25 protein-coding genes are annotated in these 25,619 nt (G+C 71.3%); 12 read left to right on the forward strand and 13 right to left on the reverse strand.

What is annotated here, in order from left to right; genetic code table 11:
* The first annotated feature begins 28 nt into the window (after nucleotides 1–28).
* Nucleotides 29–451 (forward strand): acyl-CoA thioesterase, encoded by a 423-nt coding sequence (locus V6V47_RS02660; RefSeq protein WP_334626325.1) that lies wholly within the window; start codon nucleotides 29–31, stop codon nucleotides 449–451.
* 103 nt (nucleotides 452–554) lie between these two features.
* Here the strand turns inward: V6V47_RS02660 and V6V47_RS02665 are convergent, their stop codons facing one another.
* Both V6V47_RS02665 and V6V47_RS02670 read right to left on the reverse strand, forming a co-directional pair.
* Nucleotides 555–785 (reverse strand): tautomerase family protein, encoded by a 231-nt coding sequence (locus V6V47_RS02665; protein WP_334626326.1) that lies wholly within the window; start codon nucleotides 783–785, stop codon nucleotides 555–557.
* A 25-nt stretch (nucleotides 786–810) separates the two neighbouring features.
* The gene (locus tag V6V47_RS02670) at nucleotides 811–1,527 is read right to left on the reverse strand and encodes an SDR family NAD(P)-dependent oxidoreductase (RefSeq protein ID WP_334626327.1); all 717 of its coding nucleotides are present in this window, start codon (nucleotides 1,525–1,527) and stop codon (nucleotides 811–813) included.
* A 118-nt stretch (nucleotides 1,528–1,645) separates the two neighbouring features.
* Between V6V47_RS02670 and V6V47_RS02675 the strand changes: the two genes are divergently transcribed.
* From V6V47_RS02675 to V6V47_RS02685, 3 genes are all read left to right on the forward strand, one after another.
* Complete coding sequence (locus V6V47_RS02675) at nucleotides 1,646–2,266, forward strand: TetR family transcriptional regulator C-terminal domain-containing protein (protein ID WP_334626328.1); 621 nt, start codon at nucleotides 1,646–1,648, stop codon at nucleotides 2,264–2,266.
* A 111-nt stretch (nucleotides 2,267–2,377) separates the two neighbouring features.
* Nucleotides 2,378–4,060 carry an ATP-binding cassette domain-containing protein gene (locus V6V47_RS02680; protein ID WP_334626329.1) on the forward strand — a complete coding sequence of 561 codons (1,683 nt, stop codon included), beginning with the start codon at nucleotides 2,378–2,380 and terminating at the stop codon, nucleotides 4,058–4,060.
* Complete coding sequence (locus V6V47_RS02685) at nucleotides 4,050–5,513, forward strand: aminotransferase class V-fold PLP-dependent enzyme (RefSeq protein WP_334626330.1); 1,464 nt, start codon at nucleotides 4,050–4,052, stop codon at nucleotides 5,511–5,513. Before V6V47_RS02680 ends, V6V47_RS02685 begins: the two co-directional genes overlap by 11 nt.
* A 22-nt stretch (nucleotides 5,514–5,535) precedes the next feature.
* Here the strand turns inward: V6V47_RS02685 and V6V47_RS02690 are convergent, their stop codons facing one another.
* Together V6V47_RS02690 and V6V47_RS02695 are read right to left on the reverse strand one after the other, a co-directional pair.
* The gene (locus V6V47_RS02690; RefSeq protein WP_334626331.1) at nucleotides 5,536–5,934 is read right to left on the reverse strand and encodes a hypothetical protein; all 399 of its coding nucleotides are present in this window, start codon (nucleotides 5,932–5,934) and stop codon (nucleotides 5,536–5,538) included.
* A 164-nt stretch (nucleotides 5,935–6,098) separates the two neighbouring features.
* On the reverse strand, nucleotides 6,099–7,625 hold the full coding sequence (locus V6V47_RS02695; protein ID WP_334626332.1) for an MFS transporter: 1,527 nt from the start codon (nucleotides 7,623–7,625) through the stop codon (nucleotides 6,099–6,101).
* Between the two features lie 258 nt (nucleotides 7,626–7,883).
* On the opposite strand from V6V47_RS02695, the gene V6V47_RS02700 reads away from it, so the two are divergent.
* Together V6V47_RS02700 and V6V47_RS02705 are read left to right on the forward strand one after the other, a co-directional pair.
* Nucleotides 7,884–9,146: a family 16 glycosylhydrolase gene (locus V6V47_RS02700; RefSeq protein WP_334626333.1), complete on the forward strand. Its 1,263-nt coding sequence runs from the start codon at nucleotides 7,884–7,886 to the stop codon at nucleotides 9,144–9,146.
* A 193-nt stretch (nucleotides 9,147–9,339) separates the two neighbouring features.
* On the forward strand, nucleotides 9,340–10,362 hold the full coding sequence (locus V6V47_RS02705) for a DUF4331 family protein (protein WP_334626334.1): 1,023 nt from the start codon (nucleotides 9,340–9,342) through the stop codon (nucleotides 10,360–10,362).
* A 16-nt stretch (nucleotides 10,363–10,378) separates the two neighbouring features.
* On the opposite strand, the gene V6V47_RS02710 is transcribed toward V6V47_RS02705, so the two are convergent.
* The gene (locus V6V47_RS02710) at nucleotides 10,379–11,332 is read right to left on the reverse strand and encodes a GNAT family N-acetyltransferase (protein WP_334626335.1); all 954 of its coding nucleotides are present in this window, start codon (nucleotides 11,330–11,332) and stop codon (nucleotides 10,379–10,381) included.
* 175 nt (nucleotides 11,333–11,507) lie between these two features.
* On the opposite strand from V6V47_RS02710, the gene V6V47_RS02715 reads away from it, so the two are divergent.
* Together V6V47_RS02715 and V6V47_RS02720 are read left to right on the forward strand one after the other, a co-directional pair.
* Nucleotides 11,508–12,056, forward strand: coding sequence for a hypothetical protein (locus V6V47_RS02715; RefSeq protein WP_334626336.1), 549 nt, complete (start codon nucleotides 11,508–11,510; stop codon nucleotides 12,054–12,056).
* A gap of 133 nt (nucleotides 12,057–12,189) precedes the next feature.
* The gene (locus V6V47_RS02720; protein ID WP_334626337.1) at nucleotides 12,190–13,077 is read left to right on the forward strand and encodes a COG1470 family protein; all 888 of its coding nucleotides are present in this window, start codon (nucleotides 12,190–12,192) and stop codon (nucleotides 13,075–13,077) included.
* Nucleotides 13,078–13,127: 50 nt separating this feature from the next.
* On the opposite strand, the gene V6V47_RS02725 is transcribed toward V6V47_RS02720, so the two are convergent.
* Complete coding sequence (locus tag V6V47_RS02725) at nucleotides 13,128–13,358, reverse strand: DUF2188 domain-containing protein (protein WP_334626338.1); 231 nt, start codon at nucleotides 13,356–13,358, stop codon at nucleotides 13,128–13,130.
* A gap of 81 nt (nucleotides 13,359–13,439) precedes the next feature.
* Nucleotides 13,440–14,081, reverse strand: coding sequence for a M23 family metallopeptidase (locus tag V6V47_RS02730; protein WP_442934175.1), 642 nt, complete (start codon nucleotides 14,079–14,081; stop codon nucleotides 13,440–13,442).
* 125 nt (nucleotides 14,082–14,206) lie between these two features.
* Here V6V47_RS02730 and V6V47_RS02735 point away from each other — a divergent pair, with 125 nt between their 5' ends.
* The 3 genes from V6V47_RS02735 to V6V47_RS02745 are packed head-to-tail and all read left to right on the forward strand — an operon-like array spanning nucleotide 14,207 to nucleotide 17,899.
* Complete coding sequence (locus tag V6V47_RS02735) at nucleotides 14,207–16,606, forward strand: PEP/pyruvate-binding domain-containing protein (RefSeq protein ID WP_334626340.1); 2,400 nt, start codon at nucleotides 14,207–14,209, stop codon at nucleotides 16,604–16,606.
* 27 nt (nucleotides 16,607–16,633) lie between these two features.
* The gene (locus V6V47_RS02740) at nucleotides 16,634–17,281 is read left to right on the forward strand and encodes a hypothetical protein (RefSeq protein ID WP_334626341.1); all 648 of its coding nucleotides are present in this window, start codon (nucleotides 16,634–16,636) and stop codon (nucleotides 17,279–17,281) included.
* A 51-nt stretch (nucleotides 17,282–17,332) separates the two neighbouring features.
* The gene (locus V6V47_RS02745; protein WP_334626342.1) at nucleotides 17,333–17,899 is read left to right on the forward strand and encodes a TetR/AcrR family transcriptional regulator; all 567 of its coding nucleotides are present in this window, start codon (nucleotides 17,333–17,335) and stop codon (nucleotides 17,897–17,899) included.
* 7 nt (nucleotides 17,900–17,906) lie between these two features.
* Here V6V47_RS02745 and V6V47_RS02750 read toward each other — a convergent pair whose 3' ends face one another.
* From V6V47_RS02750 to V6V47_RS02765, 4 genes are all read right to left on the reverse strand, one after another.
* Nucleotides 17,907–19,277: an N-acetylmuramoyl-L-alanine amidase gene (locus V6V47_RS02750; RefSeq protein ID WP_334626343.1), complete on the reverse strand. Its 1,371-nt coding sequence runs from the start codon at nucleotides 19,275–19,277 to the stop codon at nucleotides 17,907–17,909.
* A 32-nt stretch (nucleotides 19,278–19,309) separates the two neighbouring features.
* Nucleotides 19,310–20,176 (reverse strand): MauE/DoxX family redox-associated membrane protein, encoded by an 867-nt coding sequence (locus V6V47_RS02755; RefSeq protein ID WP_334626344.1) that lies wholly within the window; start codon nucleotides 20,174–20,176, stop codon nucleotides 19,310–19,312.
* A 66-nt stretch (nucleotides 20,177–20,242) separates the two neighbouring features.
* Complete coding sequence (locus V6V47_RS02760; protein WP_334626345.1) at nucleotides 20,243–20,839, reverse strand: cell wall protein; 597 nt, start codon at nucleotides 20,837–20,839, stop codon at nucleotides 20,243–20,245.
* 13 nt (nucleotides 20,840–20,852) lie between these two features.
* Nucleotides 20,853–21,266 (reverse strand): hypothetical protein, encoded by a 414-nt coding sequence (locus tag V6V47_RS02765; RefSeq protein WP_334626346.1) that lies wholly within the window; start codon nucleotides 21,264–21,266, stop codon nucleotides 20,853–20,855.
* Nucleotides 21,267–21,443: 177 nt separating this feature from the next.
* Between V6V47_RS02765 and V6V47_RS02770 the strand changes: the two genes are divergently transcribed.
* On the forward strand, nucleotides 21,444–22,643 hold the full coding sequence (locus V6V47_RS02770) for a low temperature requirement protein A (RefSeq protein WP_334626347.1): 1,200 nt from the start codon (nucleotides 21,444–21,446) through the stop codon (nucleotides 22,641–22,643).
* Between the two features lie 62 nt (nucleotides 22,644–22,705).
* Here the strand turns inward: V6V47_RS02770 and V6V47_RS02775 are convergent, their stop codons facing one another.
* Nucleotides 22,706–24,019: a hypothetical protein gene (locus tag V6V47_RS02775; RefSeq protein WP_334626348.1), complete on the reverse strand. Its 1,314-nt coding sequence runs from the start codon at nucleotides 24,017–24,019 to the stop codon at nucleotides 22,706–22,708.
* A gap of 14 nt (nucleotides 24,020–24,033) precedes the next feature.
* Nucleotides 24,034–25,557, reverse strand: a complete 1,524-nt coding sequence (locus V6V47_RS02780; RefSeq protein WP_334626349.1) for an alkaline phosphatase D family protein — start codon at nucleotides 25,555–25,557, stop codon at nucleotides 24,034–24,036.
* Between the last annotated feature and the right edge of the window lie 62 nt (nucleotides 25,558–25,619).

The following is a 25,619-nucleotide window of genomic DNA, read 5'->3' on the forward strand; positions in this document are numbered from 1 at the left end:
GCGAGGCCGTCACCGATACGCTCGGTGGATGGGAGATCCGTTCCGGGTTCGCATCACCGTCCGTGGCTACGAGCTGGACACCCAGGGCCACCTCAACCAGGCCGTCTACCTCCAGTACGGCGAGCACGCCCGATGGGAGTGCCTACGCGCCGCAGGCATCGCGCAGGACCGGCTCCTCGCCGCCGGCGTGGGACCGGTCGCCCTGGAGGTCAACCTGAAGTACCTGCGGGAGCTGCGCGGCGGGGACGAGGTGGACGTGTCCTGCCAGTTCCACTGGGGCGAGGGCAAGGTGTTCCAGATCGAGCAGGACTACACCCTCGCGGACGGCAGCCCGGTGGCCCGGGTATCCGGTGTGGGTGGTCTGCTGGATCTGTCGACCCGACGGCTGGTGCCCGATCCGCGGCAGCGGTTCCGGGAGTTGGCGACCGATCCGGGGCCGCTCGGCCTCTGACTCCAGTCAGGCTCGTACGTCGCGGGCTCGGTAGGGACAAACGGGCCCGGGCCGGCCGATGCGGCGTGGATGCCGCACCGGGCCGGCCCGTAGGAGCGCTGGGCTACTGGCTGCTCTGCTGCTGGCGGAACTGGTCGACCGGGAGGCCACCGCGGCCCCAGTTCTCGGTCTCCACCTCGTCGATCACCACGAAGGTCGACGTCATCGGCTTGTTGAGGACGTCACGCAGCAGCTCACTCACGCCCTTGATGAGCGCGGCCTTCTCCTCGGCGGTCGCCGCGGTGGCGCCGGGTGTGCTGCCCTCGCGGGTGATCTGGATGTTGACGATCGGCACCGTCTGATCCTCTTTCCGAGTTGGGTCAGCGACCGGCGTTCTGGCCACCGTCGACGTGCAGGATCTCGCCGGTGACGAAGGGTGCGTTCTCGAGGAAGACGACCGCGTCGACCACGTCGCTGGTCTCGCCGATCCGGCCGACCGGGTGCAGGCCGGCGAGCGCCTCGTGCGTCTCGATCGGGTGCATCGGGGTCTTGATGATGCCGGGCGCGACGGCGTTGACCCGCACTCCCCGACCCGCGTACTCGATGGCCAGGGACTTGGTCGCGGAGCTGAGGCCACCCTTGGTCAACGAGGCGAGTGCCGACGGGACGTTCGCGTTGGGCTGGTCCACGAGGCTGGTCGTGATGGTGACGATGTGGCCCCCGCCGACGGCCAACAGGTGAGGCAGGACGCGCCGGGTGAGGTGGAAGAACCCGCTGACGTTGATCTTGGTGACCAGATCGAGGTCCTCGTCGGTGTAATCGGTGAACGGCTTGGCGATGAAGACGCCGGCGTTGTTCACCAGGGTGTCGATACGCCCGAAACGGTCGAGGGCCGCCTGGACCACCCGCTCCGCCGTGTCGGCGTCGGAGACGTCACCGCGGACGGTGACGACCTCGGGGTCACTGGTCGCGCCGATCGAGCGCGAGTTCGCCACGACGCCGTACCCGAGCTTGCGGTACGCCTCGACGAGCCCGCCGCCGATGCCCTGCGACGCACCGGTGATGACGGCGACCTTCTGGCCCTGGTTGGTACCCACGTAAACCACTTCCTGTCTGGCCGGAGCCCTGGTGGCCGGGCCTGGGCGGCCCAACCGGAGATGCCAGTAGACGACTGGTCGACAAAAAGCTAGCCGACCGGTCGTGTATCGTCAAAGCATGGGACGCACCAGTGACGCACGGAACAAGATTCTTGTGGCGGCCGCCACACTGCTCGATCAGCGTAGCTATTCGGCGCTGGGCGTCGCCGAGATATGCACGACGGCCGGTGTGCCGAAGGGCAGCTTCTACTACTTCTTCGAGTCGAAGCAGGCCCTCGCCCGCACCGTCATCGACGAGCACTGGGCGGCCCAGCGCCGGGATTGGGAGCGACTGCTCGGCAGCAGGCGCGACCCGCTGCAACGACTGCGGGATCTGTTCGAGGCCACCCAGAAGGTCCAGCACGCCGGACAGAAGGACAGCGGCCTGGTCGTCGGCTGCCTCTTCGGCAACCTCGCCCTCGAGCTCAGCAACCAGGCCGAGGAGATCCGTCTTCGGCTCCAGGAGATCTTCGCGGAGCAGATCGACCTCATCGAGAAGGTGGTCGTCGAGGCGAAGGAGCGCGGCCAGGCCGGGCCGTCGGTCGACACCCGGGAGGCCGCCCGGGCCATCGTCGCCCAGATCGAGGGGCTGGTCCTGCTCGCGAAGCTGCTCAACGACCCGGCCCAGTTGGAGATGCTGTGGCGCAACTGCCTGGGCCTCCTCCAGGTGCCGGCCGAGGCGCGGAGCACGACCGACTGAGGACGCGCCCCGGCCGGTCGGCCCAGCGCGGGTCGTCACACCGTCGACGTAGCATCGGCGATGCACGATGTCGAGGTGGACCACCCTTCAACCGGATCGGGCACAGTGGACATGACGACCGAGCAGACGACGTCTCCCCCGCGTGCCGGCGTCGGCATCGTGGCCAGCGGCCTGGGCCAGCACGTCCGAGGCGGGCGCCAGATCCTGGACGGTGTCTCGCTGACCATCGCGCCGGGCGAGGTGGTCGCCATCATCGGCGCCAGCGGCGCGGGCAAGACCACCCTGCTGGAGACACTCGCCGGGATACGGCGACCGGGCGTGGGCACCGTGACGTCCGACGGCACCGCCGCGTTGGGCACGATCGGGTTCGTCCCGCAGGACGACATCATCCACCGAGAGCTGCCCCTGGACCGCACCCTGCGGTACGCGGCCCGGCTGCGTCTGCCACCGGGGACCACGCCGGCCGAGGTGCACCGGAGAGTCGCCGAGGTGCTCGCCGACCTGCGGCTGAGCGAGCGGGCCGCCGTCCCGGTGGGCCGGCTCAGCGGCGGTGAGCGTAAGCGCGCCAGCATCGCCGTCGAGTTGCTCACCCGGCCGGGCGTCTTCTTCCTGGACGAGCCGACCTCGGGGCTGGACCCGGCGATCGCCGTGGATCTGCTCCGGACGCTGCGGACGCTCGCCGACACAGGGACCACGGTGGTGCTCACCACCCACCAGATCACCGACGTGGACCGCTGCGACCGGGTCATCGTGCTGACCCGCCAGGGCCGGTTGGCGTTCGCCGGCACGCCGGCCGACGCTCGGCAGTTCTTCGGCCTGCGCTCCCTCGCCGAGGTGCACCTGCGCCTCGACGAGGAGACCGACCAGGCGAGCTGGCCCGATCGGTACGCGGCACGCCGCGACGCCGGAGCACCGACCCGGGCGGCCGACCCGGGCGCTCGAACGCCAGCGTCCCGGCCGGTGGGCCGGCTACGCCAGTGGGCCGTCCTCGCCACCCGCAACGCGGAGATCGTCGCCCGGAACCGGCTGACCCTGGCGATCCTGCTCGGCTCGCCACTGATGGTGCTCGGCATGTTCGCGCTGCTCTTCCGCCCGGGGGCGTTCGACCCGGCGCAGCCGAGCCCCACCGTCACCGTGATGATCCTGTTCTGGATCGCGTTCGGCGGCTTCTTCTTCGGGCTGACCTACGGCCTGCTCCAGATCTGCACCGAGCTGCCGATCCTGCGGCGGGAACGCCTCGCGGGTGTCCGGCTGGTTCCGTACCTGTTGGCGAAGGTCGCGGTGCTGCTGCCGCTGCTGGCCCTGGTGGACCTGGCCCTGCTCGGTGTGCTGCGCGGCATCGACCGGCTGCCGCCGGTCGGCGGCTCGGACTTCGCCGCCCTGTACGCGACGCTGCTGCTCTCCTCGGCGGCCGCGCTCGCCCTCGGCCTGCTGTGTTCCGCGGCCGTCTCCGACGCCGCCCAGGCGACGCTCATGCTGCCGATGCTCTGCTTTCCGCAGGTGTTGTTCGTCGGCGCGATCCTGCCGGTGCCCGCGATGGCGACCGGCGGCCAGTGGCTCAGCTACGCGATGTCGAACCGGTGGGCATTCGAGGGTCTGGGGCACACGGCCGGGGTGGAGCGGCTGTGGCGCGACGGCGGTTCCCCGCTCGGCCCACCACTGCTGAGCACGTACGGTGACAGCTTCTCCCGGCCGGTGTGGGTGAACTGGCTGGTGCTCGGCGGGTTCGTGGTGCTCTTCCTCGGGGCGACCTGGGCGGTGCTCGCGCGTCGGGAGGCTCGCCGTGCGGCCTGACCCGGTGGATGTCACGCCGACGGCGTTGCCGGGATACTCCGACACGACGCGGATCGACGACCTGCGCGCCACCGAATACCGGCACCTCGACCAGCAGGGCCAGGTCTACCTCGACTACGCCGGGTCCGGGGTCGCCGCGCAGGCCCAGGTCAACGCGCACCGCGACCGACTGCTGGCGGGCCTGTACAGCAACCCGCACTCGGAGAGCCCGACCAGCGAGGCGGCCGGTTCGCTGGTGGAGTCGGCCCGGCGTACGGTGCTCGACTTCTTCCGTGCCGACCCGTCCGAGTACGCGGTCGTCTTCACCCCGAACGCCAGCGGCGCCTGCCGGCTGGTCGGCGAGGCGTACGGCTTCGGCCGCGCCGCCCCCTTCGTGTTGACCTGGGACAATCACAACTCGGTCAACGGCATCCGCGAGTACGCCCGGGCCGACGGAGCGCCGGTGCGCTACGTTCCGCTGACCGGGCCGGAGCTCCGGGTCGCCGAATCGGACTTGGTCGCCGTGCTGACCGCCGGGCGGGGCGGGCTGGCCGGCCGTCGACGTCGCTCGGGTGCTCGGGGGCTGTTCGCCTACCCCGCGCAGAGCAACTTCTCCGGCGTACAGCACCCGCTGAGCTGGGTGGAGCTGGCCCACCAGCACGGGTACGACGTGCTGCTCGACGCCGCCGCGTTCGCACCGACGAACCGGTTGGATCTCAGCGTGGTCCGGCCCGAGTTCGTCTGCCTGAGCTGGTACAAGCTCTTTGGCTACCCCACCGGCGTCGGCGCGCTGCTGGCCCGTCGCGACGCGCTGGCCCGGCTGCGCCGGCCGTGGTTCGCCGGCGGCACGATCCGCGCGGTCAGCGTACAGGGTGACTGGCACCGGTCGATGGACGACGAGTCGGCTTTCGAGGACGGCACGCTCAACTTCCTGAGCATCCCCGACGTGGAGTTCGGGCTGCGCTGGCTCGACGGGATCGGCGTGGACCTCGTGCACACCCGCGTCGGCCTGCTCACCGACTGGCTGCTGGGCCGGCTGACCGCGCTGCGGCACCGCACCGGTCAACCCCTCGTCCAGGTGTACGGGCCGACGACCGGCGAGGGCCGGGGCGGCACGGTGACGTTCAACTTCCGTCATCCCGATGGGTCGCTGGTCGACGAGCGGCTCGTGGCGCGCGAGTCCGCAGCGGCCGGCTTCTCCCTGCGTACCGGCTGCTTCTGCAACCCCGGCGCGGGCGAGGGCGCGTTCGGGATCAGCCCGGGCTCGGTGCGTCGACGACTACTCGCTCGGGTCGACACCATCGACCAGTACCTGAGCGAACTGGGCCTGCCGACCGGCGGCGCGGTCCGCGTCTCGTTCGGTCTGGTCTCCGGTGCGGCCGACGCGGAACGCTTCCTCGCCTTCGCCGAGTCCACCTACCTGAATCGCGACGCCGGCACCGACGCGCCGCTGCCGCCCCGGCTGCGCTGCTGACGGGCCCGCCCGCCCGCACGGGTCAGCTGACCTGGGCCACCGGCGCCGGGCGGTGCTTCATCTCCTCCATGAACGGGAACCGGGCGGTCAGCTCGGCGAGGGTCAGCCCGGCCCGCCAGGCCGCAGCCACGTGCGCCACCTGGACGAGATCCATGACGTCGCCCCGGGCCTGGACCTCGTCCGAGACCCGGATGTCGATCATGAAGTATCGAGCCTGGGAGCCCAGCCCGATGCAGACCACGCCCTGGTCGGAGTGCAGCTCGGCGCAGGTGAACCGGGCACGGCCCTGCTCGGGAGCTGTCACCCGGCCGAGGTCGAGCTGGTGGCGGGCCGCGGTGTCGACGAGCGCGGGGGCCAGGCCACCTCGCTCGACCAGGTCCGGGTAGAGGCGCGAACCCAGCGCCGTCGAGACGTCGCTCATGACTGACTCCCACTTCCTTGTGACAGAGACCAGTAGCCCGCAGGTTACGGGGACGTTTCCAGCGAGCCTCGTCATCCTGTCCCCGATGGACGCTCCACGGCAATAGGAAGGGTCGATTCGACCTCCATTGGCGGACGCCCGTTCGGCGTGCGGTCCCGGCGGGCTCAGGCACCCGGCGCTGATGCCGCGACGGGTCTCCCGGTCGGCTCCGGATCGGGCCGGGCGGGCGCACGTACCAGGAGCAGCACCGCCGCGCCGACGACCAAGGCGGCGATCCCGCTGAACAGGAAGATGCGGTCCAGGCCGGCGGCGTACCCGCTGCGCAACGCGTGCTCGACCGCCGCGCGTACGGCCGTCGGGGCCTGCGCGAGCAGGGCTTCCGAGCCGCCGCCGGTCAGGCGGATCGCCGCCTGGCCGGGATCGCCGAACAGGCCGCTGTCGACGAGCACCGGGCGGGCCTGCCCGGCTGCCACGCTGGCGAAGATCGGTACGGCGACGGCGAACCCGAGCTGACGGAACGTGTTCATCGCACCGTTGGCCATGCCGGCACGCTCGGGCGGCGCCGCGCTCAACGCCGCCGAGGCGAGCACCGGTGAGGCCAGCCCCACCCCGATGCCGGTGACGCTGAGCCCTGGGATCAGCGCGGTCCAGGTGGAGTTCGGGCCGATCAGCATGCACAGCAGCGTCCCGACTCCGACCAGCAACAGCCCGACGCCGATCGCCCACTGCGGCGCGACACCGTGCAGCAGCCGCCCACCCGCGCCGGCGACGACGAACGAGACGGCCGCCAGCGGGGTCAGCACGAGTCCGGCCGCCACCGGCTCCAGACCCAGCACCGACTGCGCCCAGAGCGAGACGAACATCAGGTTGGCGAACGCGGACGCGGTGAGCACCGCCCCGCCCACCATCAGGGCGGTGAACGACGGCCGCCGGAACAGCCTCAGGTCGATCATCGGATCGGCCCGGCGCGACTCGACCAGCAGGAACACCAGCAGGGCGAGCGCGCTCGCGACGAAGGCGGCGATCGCGCCGCGATCCGTCCAACCGTGTTCGCCGGCGCGGATCAGGCCGTAGACGAGCAGGGTGACCGCGAGGGTGAAGAGACCGGCGCCCGGCAGGTCCATCCGGCCGCCTGCCGCGCGGGACTCCACGATCGACCGGACGGCGATCAGCACGGCGAGCACGGCGAACGGGATGTTGACCAGGAAGATCGCGCGCCAGCCCACGTGCTCGGTGAGCACGCCACCGAGGATCGGCCCGGCCGCGGCGGCGGCACCGTTGACCGCGCCCCAGACGCCGAAGGCCAGGGCCCGGTCCCGACCGGTGTACGTGGTGCCGAGCAGGGCGGCGTTGGTGGCGTACATGGCGGCGGCCCCGATCCCCTGGACCCCTCGGGCGGCGATCAGCACGCCGGGGTCGGTAGCCAGCCCGCAGCCCAGGGACGCGACGGCGAAAAGGAGCAGGCCGGCGAGGAAGACCCGTCGGCGGCCGAGCAGGTCCGACACCGATCCGGCCGCCAGCAGGAGGGCGGCCAGCACCAGGACGTAGATGTCGATGGTCCACTGCAACGCGGCGAACGACGAGTGCAGGCCGCTGGCCATGGCCGGCAGCGCGATGGTGACGATGGTCAGGTCGACCAGCAGCATGAAGGTACTCAACGAGATCGCCACCAGGGGCAACCACTTGCGCATGAGCTACCGCCTCAGAACGGGTGGACGTACCGCAGCGAGCCTGCCGGAGTGCGGGGGCGAGCGGCGGGAGGCTCGCCATTCACAACGGCGTGCTGGCCAGCCACCCGGCGACCTAGCGGGATCGGGCGGCAACGGCGTGTCGTCGTATTGGAAACACTCTTGACACAATGCCTTTATATCGACATCCTTCGTTTAAGAGAGCGCTCTCCTAGATCGTCGGATCGAAGCCTCCGCCACCTCGTCGCTGAGGAGCCTCCCGTGTTCACAGCCCGTCCCACCTCCCGCTTCCGACCACTCGTCCTCGCGGCGGTCACCCTCATCGCCACCGCCGCGGCACTCGTCTATCCGGCGCAGCCCGACCGGGCCTCGGCCGACATTGGGCCGATCACCTGGCAGGACGAGTTCAACTCCGCCGCCGGCGCGCCGGTCGACCAGAGCAAGTGGCGCTTCGACATCGGCGGTGGCGGCTGGGGCAACAACGAGCAGCAGTACTACACCAACAGCACGAGCAACGCCGTGCACGACGGCCAGGGCAACCTCGTCATCACCGCACGCCGGGAGAACCCCGCCAACTACCAGTGCCACTACGGGCGCTGCCAGTACACGTCCGCGCGGCTGCTGACCGCGGCCACCTTCAGCCAGACGTACGGCCGGTTCGAGGCCCGGATCAAGATTCCTCGCGGTCAGGGCATCTGGCCGGCGTTCTGGATGCTCGGCACCGGCGGCGGCTGGCCCGACGCCGGCGAGATCGACATCATGGAGAACATCGGCCGCGAGCCCAACACCGTCTACGGCACCGTGCACGGGCCCGGCTACTCCGGCTCCGGCGGCATCACCGGCAGCCGCAGCCTCGGCGGGCCGCTCGCCGACGGCTTCCACACCTACCGGGTGGACTGGGAGCCGAACGTGATCACCTGGTACCTCGACGGGGTGCAGTACCACCGGGTCGACCCGGCCCGACTCGGCGGCAACCGGTGGGTGTTCGACCACCCCTTCTTCATGATTCTCAACGTGGCCGTCGGTGGCTACTGGCCCGGCTACCCGGACGGCTCCACGCAGTTCCCGCAACAGATGCTCGTCGACTACGTCCGGGTGTCCAGCTACACCTCCGGCGGCGGAGGCGAGCCGCCGCCGAGCGGCACGAGCCGGCTCCGCGGAGCACAGAGCGGGCGGTGCATCGACATCCCCGGCGCCAACCCGGTCGAGGGCGCCAAGCTGCAGATCTGGGACTGCAACACCAGCGCCGCGCAGGCCTGGACCTTCGCCACCGACGGGACCGTCCGCGCGATGGGCAAGTGCATGGACCCCGCGTGGGCCGGCACCGCCAACGGAACCGAGGTCAACCTGGTCTCCTGCAACGGCAACCCCGCGCAACGCTTCACCCTCAACGGCTCGGGCGACCTGGTCAACCTCAGCTCGAACCGGTGCGTCGACGTCCGGGACGTCAATCCCAACAACGGCGGCAAGCTGCACCTGTGGGACTGCATCGGCGCCGCGAACCAGAAATGGTCCCGCATCTGAGGACGCGCCACCAACCAGCACCACCACCAGCGAGTGGGCCGCCCGGAAGGTCTCGGGCGGCCCACCGTCAGGTACGGGCGCTCAGCGGGAGGCCCGGCCGCCGCACGGATTCGGCCGATGGGAGGAGGCGGACACCCGACACCGCTATGTTCGGATTAGTCCAATAAGTCCGGCATATCCGGGAGTGAGTCTCATGTCACACCACCTCGACACCCCCCTCGCGGCGCAGAGCGGTCAGCTCTTCATCGACGACCTGTACGTCTTCAACGGCGACCGCGCCACGGTGTTCGTCATGGACGTCAACAGCTCGGTGACGAAGGCCGACATCAAGCGCGGCTTCCACGCCGAGGCGCGCTATGAGATCAAGATTCACTTCAACGGCGGGGACCAGGAGGAGCTGACCTACCGGGTGACCTTCGGTGAACCGGACGGCGCCGGTAAGCAGACGCTCCAGCTGTACGAACTGACCGCGGCCGACGCCCGCGACGACGCCGCGATGGGCACTCCCATCGTCGAGGGTCGGACCGGCGAGGTGTCGAGCGGTGGCCACGTCCGGATCTGGGCCGGGCGGATCACCGACCCGTTCTACATCGACCTCGACGAACTCGCGACCATCAACGGCGCGGTCAAGAACGGCGCGAAGGTGGACCACTCGGCGTGGCGGGCCGACAAGGCCAAGAACAGCTTCGCCGGCACCACCGTCGAGTCGATCGTCCTCGAGGTCTCGCACGACGAGCCGATGCTGCGCGACGGCACCCAGATCGGCGTCTGGTGTCGCACCATGCTGGCCACCGACGCGGGCGGGTGGCGGCAGATCAACCGCGCCGGCCACCCCATGATGTGGCCGGTCTTCTGGCCCACCGACACCGACTTCTCCAACCCGGCCAACGTCCGGCACCCCAGCGTGGACCTCAAGGAGGACGGCGAGGAGATCGCTTCGGCGGTCGCGGGCGTCGTCAGGGCCAACGGCACCGCGCCGGATCCGCAGGCGTACGGCTGGAGCGTGGCGCGCGTGCTCTACCCCGATGTGCTGCCGTACCAGGTCGGCACGCCGGCGAACTACGGTTTCGCGGCCCGCAACGGTCGCACCATGGCCGACAACGCGCCCGAGGTGATGTTCTCCCTCGTGTTGAACTCCGGCATGACCTCGGGGCTCACCCCGGACGTGACGAAGGCGGCCCGCGCCGACCAGTTCCCGTACGTGGTGCCCGCCTGACCGGGCATTCGCGCCTTCACCCGGCCGGGCGGGTCAGGCTCCAGTAGCCCACGCTGGGTCGCATGCCGAAGGCCCGGTTCGCGCGGAGGATCGGCTCGTTGCCGTCGTCGTTGTGGGTGGTCACGGCCGAGGCACCCGAGTCGTACGCGGCCAGCAGGGCGGCGGCCTTCAGCGCCATCGCCACGCCCCGGCCGCGGTGCTCCACGGCGACCCCGGTGTAGACGGTGTACCAGTCTCCGCTGTCCGCCTGCGGCGTGACGACGGTCAGCCCGCACGGCGGTTCGCCGGGCGCGTCACACACCTCGGCCAGCAACACGGTGGCGGCGTCGGGGAACATCCGGCGGGACTGCGCGACGTCGACCTCCTGACCCTCGGCGCCGGGCAGGGGCAGTCCGGGCAGCGTACGGCCGATGCACTCCATGATCGTCGCCTCCTCGGCCCGCAGGTCGGTGACGCGGACCCGCACGCCGGCGACGGTGCCGCTGTACGCCGCACGCTCGGCGAGGTCGTCGCCGCGTCCGGCGAGGTCGTACCGCCAGCCGACGCTGTGGCGGGTGACCTCGAGGCCGTACCGCTGCGCGAAGCGCCGACCGCCGTCGAGATCATCGCGCAGTGCGCTGGTCACCACGTGCTGCGCACTGAGGTGCCGCTCGGCCCAGGCGGTCAGTTCGGCGGCCAGGGCGGTGCCGATCCCCCGCCCGCGATCGTTCTGCGCCACGGCCACCAGCGCGGAGACCGTACCCGGGAACGCCGGCTCGGCGGTGAGCTTGGCGGCGCCGACGATCTGCCCCGACCGCTCGGCGACGAGGGCGTGGTGGATCTCGCCGGGCTCCACGGTGGCCAACTGGTCGAGCAGCCGGCGCCGTTTGTCATCGCCCGCGGCGAGCACCAGCAGGTCGGCGGCAGCGGGGATGTCGTCAGGACGCAGGGCTCGGATTGCGGCGCTTACCGGGACTGTGTGTGCGGTCACGTGGTCGGAAGGTACCCGGAGCAGGCACTTCACCGATAATGATCTTCGCCACGCTCGGGAATCGCCACCCTCCCCCCAAGGTCGGAAAACATCCGGTTCATCCTGTATTTGGCGGTTTGCGCGCATAGTCTCCTGAGTGCATCCCATGGGGGGATTTCAGGATGAAGGAGACTTGATGCGCAGGAAACTTCTCGCCGCTGGCCTGGCCGGTTTCGCCGCGGCCGCCGCCCTCGCCGGGCCGGCCGCCGCGGACACGACGGGCGACACGATCGTGACCCTCACCGTCAACGCCGCCGGTGGCCTCTCGATCACGGTGCCCGCGACGGCGAACATCGGAAACGGCGTCGAGGGCACGACCATCTCCGGCCAACTGGGCCCGGTCACCGTGCTGGACCAGCGGGGATCGCTCACCCCGAACTGGACCGTCACCGTCGTCTCCACCGACTTCGTCACCGGCGGCGGCACCTCCGGAGAGACGATCCCGGCCGACAACGTCTCGTACTGGTCGGGTCCGGCGACCGGAACGGCCGGCACCGGCACCTACACCCCGGGACAGTTGACCGCAGCCCAGGCCGTGGTCATCGACACCCCGAAGACGGCGTTCAGCAAGACGGGTGGCACCGGCAACAACTTCGCGACCTGGAACCCCACGTTGCTGGTGGACGTGCCGGACGGGACCGTGGAAGGTGTCTACACCGGGACGGTGACACATTCGGTGGTCTGAGCCGCTCGGCCGGCTGGTGCTGCTGGCCTCGGTCGCTCTCGTAGCGTTCGGGGCGTCGGCGGCACCAGCCGTTGCCGCGCGGGAGCAGCGGTACGAACCCGGGGACGATCCCGCCGCGATCAACCTCAGGCTGATGGACATCCCCTCCGCCCGGGCGGAGGATCCCCGTGCCCGGGTCTACATCATCGACCACCTCAAGCCGGGCGCGACGATCAGCCGCCGGGTCGAGGTGCGCAACGATTCGCCGGGGACACAGAAGATCGAGCTCTACGCCGGGGCGGCCTCGGTCGAGAACGACGCCTTCACCGTGCCCGAGGACCGCACGGGCAACGAACTCAGCGGCTGGATCAGGCTGAAGACAGCCGCCCTCGAGCTCGCCCCGGGCGAGCGTGATTCGGTCGCGGTGGACATCGCCGTCCCGAAGAACGCTTCCAAGGGCGAGCGCTATGCCGCCATCTGGGCGCAGGTGACCAGCGGGTCGAAGCAGAACGGCAACGTCGTGCAGGTCCACCGGGTGGGTATCCGCGCCTACCTCGACGTCGGCCCGGGCGGCGAACCGCCGACCGACTTCCGCATCGGCGACCTGGCAGCCGAGCGCGGAATCGGCGAGTTCCCCGTGGTCACCGCGAACGTCACCAACACCGGCGAGCGGGCGCTGGACATGACCGGACGCCTTACGTTGAGCAAAGGTTCGGTCCAGGCCGGGCCGTTCAAGGTCACCAACGGCGTGACGATCCTGCCGGGCCAGAGCGGCAAGGTCCGCATCGAGGTCAACCAGTCCCTGCCCGCGGGCGTCTGGGACGTACAGGTGCTCCTCGCGAGCGGGCTGGTGGAACGGAAGGCGGAGGGCCGGATCACCCTGCCCGTCGCGGCGCCCATGGCGGTCGAGAAGTCCCCGAGACCGGTCTGGCTCGCCTACGCGACCGGCATCGTGGCGCTGCTGGTGCTGGTCGTGCTGGTCGGCTGGTATCTCGCCCGTCGACAGCGGACACGGGTCACGCCTGGCCGCCGGCTGGGCTGACGCGGACTGACCTCGTCGGCACGCCGAGGAGGTCAGTCCGCGGGAAGCTGTCAGCCCTCGATGTCCCGTGGATCACGGCTGCGCGGGTAGGTGTTCTTGTCCCCGATCGTGCCGTCCTGCTTCTTGATCACGTGCTCGACTCCACGGTCGGCGGCCATGTCGCGCCCCTGGGCCTGCGCGTCCGCCTTCGTGTCATGCGTGCTGGTGGCCCGCTCGTTGCCCTCCGGGCGGTTCTTCCACTGCCCGTCCTCCTGGTAGGTGTCGACGTCACCCTTGGCCATCGCCAGCTCCTCCCTGCGTCTGAACTGTCCACCCAGACCAGTGCCCCGAGGCGTGTCGGGCAAACGCGAACGGCGCTGTCCTCAGGGACAGTTTCCGCTCGTCCGCCGGACCGTGTACTCGCGGTCGTCGTGGGTGATCCCCGAAGCCGTCCCGTCGAACCAGGTCTCGACCTTGTCCCAGCCCCGGCGCTGCTCGTAGTGCAGGTGCGGCGCGCCGGAGTCGCCGGTGCTGCCGAGGCGCCCGATCTGCTCGCCCTGGGCGACCCGCTGACCGACCCGGACCAGCGGCGGTTCGAGCATGTGCAGGTACTGCGTCTCCCACTTGCCGCCGTGGTCGATCTTCACCCAGTAGCCACCGCCGCGGCCGCGCGGTCCGTCCGGATCTTCCGGGGTACGCCCGCCCAACGATCCGTTGATGCCCGCCTCGGTGACCTCGCCGGCGTACGACGCGAGCACCGGCCGCCCCCACGCCTCACCCTCGGTGGGGAACAGGTCGACGTCGTAGTCGTCGTGACCGGGGTAGGTGCCGAGCTGCCACCTCTCACCGCAGGTGACCGGGAGCTGGAAGAGCGGACGCGGTCCCGCCGGTCGCAGCAGCGGCACGGCCACCACGGCGACGATGCCGAGGACGGCCACGGCGGCGACGAGCGAGAGGAGTACGCGAGCGGCGCGACTGCGGACGCGGCGGTGCGTACGGGCTCTGGTGGGGCGGCCGGTCGTCACCGTCCCGAGCATGGCAGACCCCGGCAACGCCTCGCCGACCACCCCCGGCGGTGACATTGCAGTCGCATTGCCAACCGGGTACGGTGGGATGCATTGCAACTGCATTGCGTAGAGAGCAGGCCCCGATGCACGTGATCGCGCTGTCCGAGGCTTCCACCGATCTGATCGAGCTGGTGGGTGGCAAGGCCGCCGGGCTGGGTGAGCTGATCCGACGTGGCGAACGCGTACCCCCGGGGTTCTGCGTAACCGCCGAGGCCCACCGGCTCGGCGTCATCCCGCGGACGGAGATCGTCGCCGCGTACGAGCAACTCGGCGCGGGCCCGGTGGCGGTGCGCTCCAGCGCCACGGCGGAGGACCTGCCGGAGGCGAGTTTCGCCGGTCAGCAGGACACCGTCCTGAACGTCACGGGCGTCGACGAGCTGTTCGACGCCATCCAGAGATGCTGGGGCTCGCTGCACAGCGTGCGGGCGACCGCGTACCGCGAGGCCCGCCAGATCGACCACCGGACGGTGCGGATGGCCGTCGTCGTGCAGCGCATGGTCACCCCTGCGGTGGCCGGGGTGCTGTTCACCGCGAACCCGGTCACCGGCCGCCGCGACGAGATGGCCGTCGATGCCGCGCCGGGCCTCGGCACGACGGTGGTGGACGGTGCGGCCACGGTGGACCACTACCTCCTCGACGGCGTCACGCAAGACCACCGGGGCTGCCTGACGCCCGCGCAACTCGCGGAGCTTCGGACCACGGGTGAGCGGCTGCAAGGTCACTTCGGCTGCCCGCAGGACGTGGAGTGGGCACTCGACCCGGCCGGCACGCTGTGGTTGCTCCAGTCGCGACCGATCACCAGCCTGTTTCCCCTGCCGCCGGCCACGGAGAAGCCCCTCCCCCGGGTCTACCTGGAGTTCGGCCACGTGCAGGGCATGCTGCGACCGGTCACCCCGATGGGCATGTCCACCCTGCGGTCGCAGATCGCGGCGATGCTCGCCGCGCTCGGTGTCCGCGTCGAGATCGTCGACATCGGGGGGCGCCTCTACGGTGACCTGACCGAGCTGGCACGCAGCAGGACGGCTCGCAGGCGACTGGTCAAGCTTCTGGCCGTCGACTTCGGCCCACGGGCGCAGGCGGTCATGCGCCACGTCCTGGCGGATCCACGGTTCGCACCGACGACGGGCGGCAGCGCCGGTGGCGCGGCGGGAGTCGCATCCCTGCGCACCGCCGGCCGCGCGGTCGTGGGGATCCTGCGCGCGCTGGCCCGTCCCGACGCGGCACGGGTCCGGATGTTCGAGGCGATCGAGCAGCTCAGGCTCCGGTCGGCGGCCCCGGGCGACCTGCGTACCGCCGCGGACCGGCTGCGCTTCGTTCAGGCGCCGGACGCCGGAGACAGCAGCGACGCCATCACCTGGCCGATCGTCGCCGGCATGCTCGCCGCCGCGCTACCGGTTCAGCTCCTGAAGGGCGCCGCCGGGCCCGACGAGATCCACGCCGTACTGGGCGGGATGCCGCACAACGTCACCATCGAGATGGACCTCGCGCTCTGGCGGCTGGCCCAGGGAGCCGCTCGACACCGCCAACTCCTGCTCGACACTCCAGCCGACGAGCTGGCCGCACGGTATGTGCGCGGGACGCTGCCCGACCTCGGGTTGGCCGGGTTCCTGGACACCTACGGCCATCGCGGCGCCGCCGAGGTCGATCTCGGCGTACCGCGCTGGGACGAGGACCCGACACCGGTCTTCGCGGCCATCGCCAACTACCTGCGGGTCACCGACCCACAGCAGGCGCCCGACCTGCGCTTCCAACGGGCCGCGGCAGCAGCCGAGACCGCACTCGTGGAGTTGGTCGCCCGTGCCCGTCGGCAACGGCCGGTACGCGGCAGGATCGCCGGGTTCCTGCTGCGACGGGCGCGGTCGCTGGCCGGCCTCCGCGAAGCCGGCAAGTTCGCCGGGCTCTACCCGCTGCGGGAGACGCGTCGGCAACTGCTGCTCATCGGTGCCGACCTGACCGGTGCCGGGTTGCTGGAGCAGCCCGACGACATCATGTTCCTGACCCTCGACGAGGTGCACGCCGCGGTGCACGGCGCCGCCGACCACCGGCGCACGGTCCTCGCCCGCCGGGGCGTACACCGCAGGGAGCTGCACCGCACGGCCGTACCGGTGGCGCTGCTCTCCGACGGCACCGACGTCGAGGCCGTCCTGCCGGCGGCGCCCGCCAGCGACGGCACCCGCGCCGGCGTGGGCGCGTCCGCGGGCCGGGTGACCGGCCCCGCCCGGGTCGTCCACGACCCCGCCACCGCGCACCTCGAGCCGGGTGAGGTCCTGGTCGCCGCGACCACCGACCCCGGCTGGACCCCGCTGTTCCTCACCGCCTCGGCGCTGGTCACCGAGACCGGCGCGATCATGGCGCACGGCCCGACGGTGGCCCGGGAGTACGGCATCCCGGCCGTCATCTGCGTGCCCGACGCGACCCGCACGATCCGCACCGGGCAGCTCGTCACCGTGGACGGCGGCGCGGGCACCGTCACCCTCCACTGACCCGACCCCACCACCGGGAGAACGATCATGACCGACCGGAAGGCGTGGCCGCTGCTGCGGCGGGCCGCCACGACCGAGGGCGCCATGTGGCGCAGCCTGTACGTGTGGGCGCGGCGCAGACCACTGCCGCTGGCCCCGGGCGACGACCCGTTCAGCTACCTCGGCGTGGTGAAGCCGATCCTGGGCATCTTCATCGCCCTCTCGGCCGTGGAGATTCCGATCTTCGACCTCATCGTCACCAACGTGGTGCCCTGGCGACCGGCCCGTTGGATCATGCTCGTCCTCGGCGTCTGGGGTCTGCTCTGGATGCTCGGCTTCTACGCGAGCCTGACCATCCATCCGCACGTGGTGGGTGACACGGGCCTGCGGGTCCGGCTCGGCTCGGGCATCGACCTCTGGATCCCGTGGACGGACGTCGAGGCGGTGAGCAGGCGCTATCGCTCGCTGCCCTCCAGCAGGTCGGTCCAGATCGAGCACGAGGGAGAGCGCCGGGTGCTGCACATCGTGGTCGGCAGCCAGACCAGCGTCGACGTCCGGCTGCGCCGACCCCGGACGTTCGACCTGCCCAAGGGCCGGACCGAGCCGATCGACGAGCTGCGACTGTACGCGGACGACCCCGCCGGCCTCCTGCGCAGCGCACGGGGCACCCCGACGAGCGGGACCGTCCGCCGGTGACCGCCGTCCGCCGCCGGGTTCCCGGACCACCACTGTGAAACGATCGAGGTCATGCCCAAGAAGGTCGACCACCAGGAGCGACGCACGCTCATCGCGGACGCGTTGATGCGGGTCGCCGCCGATCAGGGCCTGGAGGCCGTCAGCCTCCGCCACGTGGCTGCCCAGGCCGGCGTGTCCGCCGGAATGGTGCAGCACTACTTCCGCACCAAGGACGAGATGATGGCGTTCGCGCTCAGCGTCGTCCGCGAACGCAGCCAGCTCCGGGTCACCGAGGCGGTGGCGCGACTCGGCGCGGCCCCCGCACCGAAGCTGCTGCTCCGCACGATGATCGCCGCGCTGCTGCCGCTCGACGAGGGGACCCGCGACGACGGGCGGGTGGCGCTGGCCTTCCTCGCGTACACGGCGGTCCGCCCGGCAGCCGCGCCCGGCCTGCGCGCGGACACCGTGCAACTGACCGGCTTCATCGCCAGCCTCCTACCCTCGCGCGACGCCGACGTGGCCGCGGCCGGCCTGTTGGCGCTCATGGAAGGTCTGGGCGTCTATCTGCTGGGTGGGCAGTACACCGAAGAGCAGGCCCTGGGTGCGCTGGATGCCCACCTCGACCTGCTCTTCGGCTAGTGCTCTCTCAGCAGCGCGGCACGTTCGGGATGTAGCCGGTGTGGCCGGTCTGCACGTACGCGTCGGAGACGTAGCGGTTGGTGCCGATCCGGTCCCAGATGGCGGTCGTACCGTGTGGGCCGGTGACTGTGCTGCCCACCGCCTGGCAGTAGATGGCGAGGCTCGCGCCGTCGGCCACCGAGCCGACGACCGGATTACCGACGCCGGGGCCGGAGCGCACGTTGAGGGTGGACGCCTCCGTGTCCACCGTGCCGGAGCCGATGCCGGTGATCCCGTTGACCAGTTGCATGTAGTAGGTCCAGTTCCAGTACGGGCCCGGGTCGGTGTGGGTGGCGCCGGGCACCTCGACGTGCCCGACGATGTGCGCGCGGTCCTTGGGAATGCCGTACTTGTTCGCGAGGCTGCGGGTGAGCGTGGCCGAGGCGCGGTACATCGCGTCGGTGAACCAGGCCGGGTTGTCGACGTACCCCTCGTGCTCGATGCCGATCGACTCGGTGTTGTACGTCCAGTTCCCGGCGTGCCAGGCGATGTCCTTCTCCCGCACCGACTGGGTGACCGCCCCGTCGGAGGAGCGGAAGGTGTAGTGCGCGCTGACCTTGGACGCCGGGTTCTGGAACCAGCTGATCGAGCCGGCGTACGACCCCTGCGTCATGTGGATGACGACGCGGGTGATCGCCTGGCTGCCGGGTCGACTGGCCACCGTGTAGTTGCTCGTGCTGGCCGGCGCCCAGGCCGCCGGCCCGTAGTCGGTGCTGAGTGTGCCGATCCCGCCGGGCACCGTGGCCCGCTCGAGGGCACCCCGCTGTGGTGCGACCGGGCGGCCGGCCACCGCCTCGCCGCGCTCCGAGCTGAATCCGGCGCGCAGCAGGTCGTAGACGGTGTCCGCGTAGAGCCGCGCGACCGACGGGTCACTGGCACCGCCGTACCGGGCGACCGCCGCGTACCAGCCGTTCACGTCGTCCCGGGTCGCGGCGGCGAGGCCGGCCTGATCGGCGTACGCCCGCAGCACCGCGGCCGACCCGAGGACGTTCGCGGTGGGCTGGGTGCGCAGCACGTCCTGACTGAGCTGGGTGAGCGTGGCCGCCTCGTCCAGGGTGCGCACCTGCGGGTTGTGCGCCAGGTGCATGAGGCCGTAGCCGCCCGAGGCGCTCGGCGCACCGGCGTGCATGTCCAGCCGCGACTCGGCGTACCCCAGTGCCATCAGCAGGTCGCGCGGGACGTCGTACCGCGCGGCGGCGGCGTCGAACGCGGCGGCCAGCGTCCCGGCGGGCTCGGCGCCGGCCGGTGGCGCGCCCACGACGGGCCCGGCGAACGCGGTGGCCAGGGCGAGTACGCCGCCGAGCAGAAGCCGACCCCGGCGGGAGGTTCGTACGGTCATCACCACTCCTTGCGTTGGATGGAGGCGGGTGGTCAGGCAGGGACGACGGTGAGCTCTGGAGCGGTGGCCGGTGGCGTGCCGGCGAGACTGAGCAGGGTGTGCCCGGTGGCGTCGTCGACCACGGCGACCCGCACCGCGTCCGGGTCTGGATCGGTCAGCGGCACGGCGAACACCGCTGTCACCAGGCGGCCCTGATAGCGCGCGGCCTGCCCGACGAAGCGCCAGTCGCCGTCGTCCCAGTGCTCCCGCACGTCGGAGCGGAGCAGCGGCGCCACCTGCCGGTAGGCGTCGCTGAGCTGGAGTTGCTGCACGGTGGCGAGCAGCGGCACGCCCGAGCCGCCGCGGAGTGGGTGGGTCAGCCGGGCGCGCAGCCGGCGCACCGGCAGCAGCCAGGACCGATCCAGCTCCGGGGAGAGCGCCACCACCACGGCCACCTCGACGATCAGCACCGCGGCGCCGGCCCCCGGCTGCCCGGCCAACGCGGACAGCCAGCCGTCGGTGGTCAGCAGGGCCAGCGCGCCGGCCGCCACCAGCAGCCCGGCGCGGGCCAGGCTGCGCCCCGCGATCGGGGTCGCCCGGGCGCTCAGGCAGCCGCAGGAGGAGGTCGGGGCGGCCCGGCGGGCGTAGGTGAGGTAGGCGAGGAAGGCGACGGCCAGCCCGGTCGCGGCCAGCGCCTCCACCCGCAGCACGGGCGGCAGCAGGAGCAGCGCGCCGAGGGTCACCTCGACGCCGCCCAGCAGCCGGTACGCGGGCAGCGCCCGCTCCTGCCCGACGAGCTGTGCGAGCGCGGACCGGTTGGCGGCCTCCGCCGCGTGCGGGCTGGCGAGCTTGACGCGGGCGGACCAGATGAGCACGGCGCCCACGACCAGCGGTTGCAGCGCCGCGATGACTTCGATCATGGCTTTTCCCCTCGGGTGCGTACTCCGGGCGACGCGGCGACGGACGGCGAGTCGCCCGGAGTACCGCTAGGCGGCGGCGTAGACGGCGGCGATGTCGATCTCGTTGGTGTCCGGGTGCCAGGCGCCCAGCACCTGGACGTGCCGGCCGACCCGGAGCAGCGACATGTCGCTGACCGCCGGGGTGCCGTTGTAGACCGCGGCGGACCGGTCCGGTACGACGTGCGCGACGATCCGCCGCCCCTGGTGGTCGAGGTGCAGCACGTTGCGGCCGACCGCCGCGATGTGCCCGTGCAGGTTGACGATGTTGAGCCAGACGGAGTCCGCGGCGAGCGTGCCGTCGGGCAGGCGGACGCCGCGGGCGTACAGCCCGTCGCCGACGGCCACCCGGTCGAACGTGGTGGGGTGCAGCTTCCACAGGCTCGTGCCATCGGTGATGCGGATCGCGTGCAGCACGGTGTCCGAGCCGGTGACCAGCAGCAGGTTTCCGGAGATCTTGCTGATCCGGCCCTCCGCGAAGTTCGGGTCCGGCGCGCCTGGTTCGATGGTCGCCGGCTCGGCGGCGAAGGCCGCCTCGGGGGCCAGCGAGCCGAGGCCGGTGGCCCCGACGACGCCGCCGAGTGCCGCCGTGGCGAGCAGCCGTCGGCGATCCAGGGTCTGGTTCATGTGACGCCCCCGTTCAGACCGTGTCGACGGAGCAGGGCCGCAGCCCCGCGGAGAGGCTGGCGATCGCGCTGTACGCGGCGGGCGTCAGGTCGATGATCCGGTTGCTGCCACAGGCCGAGCCGCAGCAGGTGCTCTCGCCGCAGAACAGGTCGGTCTGCGGACCGCAGTCCGCGATCGTGGTGCCGATCCGGGCGCCGTTGCACAGGTTGGTGGTGTAGTGCCGGAAGCCGCAGCCGCGCCGGCTCATGCCGGTCACCCCGCAGCGGTCCGGACGGGTGATGGCCAGGCACGCGTCCGAGGTGTTCGGCCAGGCGTGCTGGTAGTTGCCCGATCTGCAGGTGCCGCAGGCGCCGCCGCCGGCCGATCCGCAGGGACCCCAGGCGGTGCCGCAGCAGAACCACGACACCTCGCCTCGCAGAGCTGCCATGGGTGCCTCCTTCCTGACGTGGGAGTTGACAAAGATGAATATCTATATTGACGGTGATTGTTGTGGCACATTTCATCGAAGTCAACCGCCGTAATCGAAAGATTTCTACGTTCGCCGCATCCCGTGGGGTTGACACGTTGGCCGCCATCCCGGCGCTGACCAGGCGAAGATGAGCCGATGAGCCGCGTACCCCGGTCCCGGCCGGTCCTGGTGGAGGAGGCGCACCGGGCCACGACCTTCGAGATCTTCTTCGACCTCGTTCTGGTCTTCGCCCTGACCCGGCTCATCGGCTTCATGGCGGAGTCGCTCCGGCCCCTCACCCTGTTTCAGGGGCTGCTCCTGCTGCTCTGGTTCTGGTACGCGTGGAGCTGCTACACCTGGTTGGGCAGCCTGGTCCGGGCCGACGTCGGCCTGGTGCGGGCCGGGATGACCGTGGCGATGGCCGCCATCTTCGTGGCCGCCCTGGTGATCCCGGACGCCTGGCAGCGGGAGGGCGGCGCGGTGAGCCCACCGCTCACCCTGGCCGTCGCCTACACCGCGGTACGGGCGCTGCACCTCGCCCTCATGCTCTACTCGTCGACCGACAACCCGCAGTACCGCCGGCAGGTGCGGCGCTTCGCGGTGTCGACGTCCCTCGCCTGGATACCGCTGTTCCTGGGAGCCCTGCTCGGCGGGACCGCGCAGACCGTGCTGTGGACCGTGGCGTTCCTCGTCGACTTCGGCGGCGGCCGGATCGCCACCGCCGCCAGCTTCGGCGAGGTGCGCAGCGGGTCGCACTTCGCCGAACGCCATGGTCTGGTGCTGATCATCGTGCTCGGTGAGTCGCTGCTCTCCGCGGGCGCCGGCGCGGCGGCGTCGTCCATCAGCCTGGCGGTGCTGATGGCCGCGGTCTTCGGCTTCGCCGCCACGACGTGCCTGTGGTGGCTGTACTTCGTGGACGCGGCGCCGGCTGCCGCGAAGGCACTGATCGCGGCACCCCAGCGCACCCGGCGTCGCCAGCAGTTGGCCTCGGACGCCTACACACTGGCACACCTGCCGCTGGTCGCCGGGGTGGTCTATTTCGCGTTGGGGATCCACTCGGTCCTCGCACGGGTGCCGGACCAGCCGGGTCCAGAACACCTCGGCGGGCCGGCGCTGGGCTGGACCGCGGCGGCGGCGCTCTTCGGCGGGGCGGCCCTCTACCTCACCGGTCGGTACCTGTTCCTCCGGCTGACCGTGCACCCCGCACCGGGTCAGCTCGTGGCGATCGGCGTGCTGGTCCTGCTGGTGCCCGCCGCCCGGATCCTGCCCGCGATGGCCGCCGTCGGGCTGCTCACCGTGTGTCTCGCCATCCTCGTGCTCCACGAGCGGCTGACCTGCTCCCTCAGGATCGAGTGACGGCCGGTCGAGGACCACGCCCGGAAGCCGGGACGTGGCCCTCGACCGAGGACCACCTGCGCTCAGCCGAGCTTGGGCGCGCCCCGCGCCTTCACCCGGCGCAGCTCCTCGGCGGACATCAGCCAGGTGGAGTTGGTCGTCCCGAGACCGAGCACCACCTGGTCGAAGGTGTTGCCGTCGTTGTCGTCGGTGTAGCAGACACTGACCTCGCCCCACGGGGACGCGGCGACGGCCATCTGGTCCTGCCGGCCCGTCGTGGTCTGGCTCAGCGCCTGGGCCGCCAGCCGACCGGCCGACGTGCCGTCCGGGTTGAGACCCCGGGCCCAGACGTCCGCGCCGGACACCGTCCACCCGACAACGACGTTGGCCTGGTCATCGATGCCGACGCCGGGCACGGTGGCTCCCGTGCCGGTCGAGACCTCGACCTCGTCGTGCCGGGCCGTACCGGCGGCGGTGAACGAGCGCGCCCAGACGCCACGCGTGCCGGTGTGGTCGGATTCCCAGCCGACCGTGAAATCACCGGTGAAGCTCGCCGCGACCGAGGCGCGCTGCTGCTGGCCGCCGCTCTGCGCGTTCGCCGTCCGCCGCGACAGCACCACGGCGCCGTTCGAGCGGGCCAGGCGGGTCAACCCGATGTTGTACGAGCCGTTCGCGTCGGCGTCCTCGTCCCACACGACCAGCGCCTCACCGGAGGCGGACACCGCCACGTCGGGGCGGTGGTGCGAGCCCGTCGTCTGCGAGGCCGTCACCTCGTACGCCTTCGTGGTCGCGGCGGTGAAGCCGGCGGCCTTGACGGTGGCGGGGGCCGTCCCCTGCACGTCCTCCCAGACCACGGTGAAGCCGACCGCGGTGGCGCTGCTGGGCGCGCCGTCCGGGTCGACCGCGACCTTCGGCCAGATCTGCTGCCCGGCGTCGCTGGCGTTGGCCTGCCCCGAGCCGAGCACCGTGCCGGTCGGCGACACCACCCGGTACTGGATGTTGTAGACGCCGTTGCCATCGCCGTCGGCGGCCCAGGCCACGACCGCGTTGCCCCGGTCGTCGAGCCCCACGTCCGGGCTGATGTGCCGCCAGGCGGCGCCGCTGGTGCCGCCGGTGGACAGCTTCAGCTCGTAGCCGGGCGTGCCGTCCCGGAACAGACGCAGCCAGATCTCGCTGTGGGTGTCGTCGGTGGGGACCGTGCTGTCCCGGTCGTCCTCCCACGCCACCGCGACCTGACCGTTGCGGTTCATGGCGATGGCGGAGAGGTCCTGGTCGCCGGTGGCGACGCTGTTCGCCGTGGTCCAGGTGACCGCCTCGGCGGTCATGGCGGTGGGCGCGGCGACGGCCACGCCGGGGACCAGCATGGAGGCGGCGAGCAGTGCGGTGAATGCGCTCATGGTTGGGTCTCTCCCTACCCGGCCTGCAGGCCGGGCTGGCCGTCGAGGATGGTGAACGAACGCACCGTGGACGCCGCGGCGCCGTGCTCGGTCACCGTGTTCACCGCGCGGAAGTCCGCGCGGACCTGGCTACGGCTGATCGTGGTCTTCACGTAGCCGCGCCGGTCCGAGTAGAACTTCAGGTGCGGGTTGTTCGCCACGTTCGGGATCGTCGTGCTGCCGGTGCCGTTACCGGTCGAGCTGATCGAGGTGCAGACCAGTTCGGTGCCGATCGTGGCCGAGTTCGGGTTCGCGTAGTCCGCCTTGAGATCGTTGGCCCAGGCCCGGTGCACGTCACCGGTGAGGACCAGCGGGTTGCGCACCCCGCGCTCCAGCCAGCCGTTCTGGATCCGGCTGCGCGACGCCCGGTAGCCGTCCCAGGCGTCCATGCTCGCCGCGCCGTTCGCCTCGAACTGCCGGGCGAAGAAGACCTGCTGACCGAGGATGTCCCAGGTGCCGTAGTGCTGCGCGAGCCCGTCCAGCAGCCACGCCTCCTGGGTCGCACCGGTCAGCGACCGGGAGGCCAGGTCCGCGTCCGAGCAGACCTTCCAGCCGTCCCCACAGGCCTGGTCGTCGCGGAACTGCCGGGTGTCGAGCATGTGGAAGGTGGCGAGTTGCCCCCACCGGACGCGGCGGTACAGCGAGATGCTGTTGCCGTTCGGCGCGGAGGTCGGCCGCAGCGGCATGTTCTCGTAGTACGCCCGGTACGCGGCGGTACGCCGGGCGGTCCACTGCGCTGCGGTCAACACCGGGCTGCTGTCGTTGCGCACCATGTTGGCGTAGTTGTTCTCGACCTCGTGGTCGTCCGGGACCACCAGCCAGGGTGCCGCCGCGTGCGCGGCCTGCAGGTCCGGGTCCGACTTGTAGAGCGCGTACCGGCGGCGGTAGTCGGCCAGCGACACGATCTCGTTCCCGACGTGCTGCCGCACCCCGGAGCCGACGCCACCCTCGTAGATGTAGTCGCCGAGGTGCAGGATCAGACCCGGGTTCTCCTCGGCCATCCGCCGGTAGGCGGTGTAGTAACCCGCCTCGTAGTGGGCGCAGGAGGCGAATGCCATCACCAGGTCACGGCCGAAGGAGCTCGGGGCGGGTGCGGTCCGCGTCCGTCCGACCGCGGAGATGTGGCCCTGGGCACGGAACCGGTAGTAGTAGTCGGCGTCGGCGGCGAGCCCGCCGGCAACCACGTGCACCGAGTGCGCGTCGGCGTAGCGGGCGATCACCGAGCCCGAGGTGACCAGCGAGGTGAACCGGTCGTTCGCGGACACCTGCCACTCGACGGTCACGTCCGCGTTCGCCATGCCGCCCTGCCCGTCGGCGTTGAGTGGCGACGGTGCCAAGCGGGTCCAGAGGACGACACTGTCGGGCGCCGGATCACCGGACGCGACACCGAGCTTGAAGGGGTAGGGCACCGCGGCCTGGGCACCCTGCGAGGGTGTCACCGCGGCGCCGGCGGCGGCGAGTCCACCGAGGACGAAGATGCGACGGCTGAGCCTTGTCATGCGCCATACCTTCGAGATCGTCAATGAACGGCGAAGGGTGCGGCGCGGAATTGGACGTGTCG

It is taken from the genome of Micromonospora sp. CPCC 205539, from assembly GCF_036906815.1.
Taxonomy (GTDB): Bacteria; Actinomycetota; Actinomycetes; order Mycobacteriales; family Micromonosporaceae; genus Micromonospora.

Coding starts and splice junctions, on each gene's coding strand:
- V6V47_RS02660 (WP_334626325.1), top strand. CDS start 29: ATGGGAGATCCGTTCCGGGTTCGCATCACCGTCCGTGGCTACGAGCTG.
- V6V47_RS02675 (WP_334626328.1), top strand. CDS start 1,646: ATGGGACGCACCAGTGACGCACGGAACAAGATTCTTGTGGCGGCCGCC.
- V6V47_RS02680 (WP_334626329.1), top strand. CDS start 2,378: ATGACGACCGAGCAGACGACGTCTCCCCCGCGTGCCGGCGTCGGCATC.
- V6V47_RS02690 (WP_334626331.1), bottom strand. CDS start 5,934: ATGAGCGACGTCTCGACGGCGCTGGGTTCGCGCCTCTACCCGGACCTG.
- V6V47_RS02695 (WP_334626332.1), bottom strand. CDS start 7,625: ATGCGCAAGTGGTTGCCCCTGGTGGCGATCTCGTTGAGTACCTTCATG.
- V6V47_RS02705 (WP_334626334.1), top strand. CDS start 9,340: ATGTCACACCACCTCGACACCCCCCTCGCGGCGCAGAGCGGTCAGCTC.
- V6V47_RS02715 (WP_334626336.1), top strand. CDS start 11,508: ATGCGCAGGAAACTTCTCGCCGCTGGCCTGGCCGGTTTCGCCGCGGCC.
- V6V47_RS02720 (WP_334626337.1), top strand. CDS start 12,190: ATGGACATCCCCTCCGCCCGGGCGGAGGATCCCCGTGCCCGGGTCTAC.
- V6V47_RS02725 (WP_334626338.1), bottom strand. CDS start 13,358: ATGGCCAAGGGTGACGTCGACACCTACCAGGAGGACGGGCAGTGGAAG.
- V6V47_RS02735 (WP_334626340.1), top strand. CDS start 14,207: ATGCACGTGATCGCGCTGTCCGAGGCTTCCACCGATCTGATCGAGCTG.
- V6V47_RS02740 (WP_334626341.1), top strand. CDS start 16,634: ATGACCGACCGGAAGGCGTGGCCGCTGCTGCGGCGGGCCGCCACGACC.
- V6V47_RS02745 (WP_334626342.1), top strand. CDS start 17,333: ATGCCCAAGAAGGTCGACCACCAGGAGCGACGCACGCTCATCGCGGAC.
- V6V47_RS02750 (WP_334626343.1), bottom strand. CDS start 19,277: ATGACCGTACGAACCTCCCGCCGGGGTCGGCTTCTGCTCGGCGGCGTA.
- V6V47_RS02755 (WP_334626344.1), bottom strand. CDS start 20,176: ATGATCGAAGTCATCGCGGCGCTGCAACCGCTGGTCGTGGGCGCCGTG.
- V6V47_RS02760 (WP_334626345.1), bottom strand. CDS start 20,839: ATGAACCAGACCCTGGATCGCCGACGGCTGCTCGCCACGGCGGCACTC.
- V6V47_RS02765 (WP_334626346.1), bottom strand. CDS start 21,266: ATGGCAGCTCTGCGAGGCGAGGTGTCGTGGTTCTGCTGCGGCACCGCC.
- V6V47_RS02770 (WP_334626347.1), top strand. CDS start 21,444: ATGAGCCGCGTACCCCGGTCCCGGCCGGTCCTGGTGGAGGAGGCGCAC.
- V6V47_RS02775 (WP_334626348.1), bottom strand. CDS start 24,019: ATGAGCGCATTCACCGCACTGCTCGCCGCCTCCATGCTGGTCCCCGGC.
- V6V47_RS02780 (WP_334626349.1), bottom strand. CDS start 25,557: ATGACAAGGCTCAGCCGTCGCATCTTCGTCCTCGGTGGACTCGCCGCC.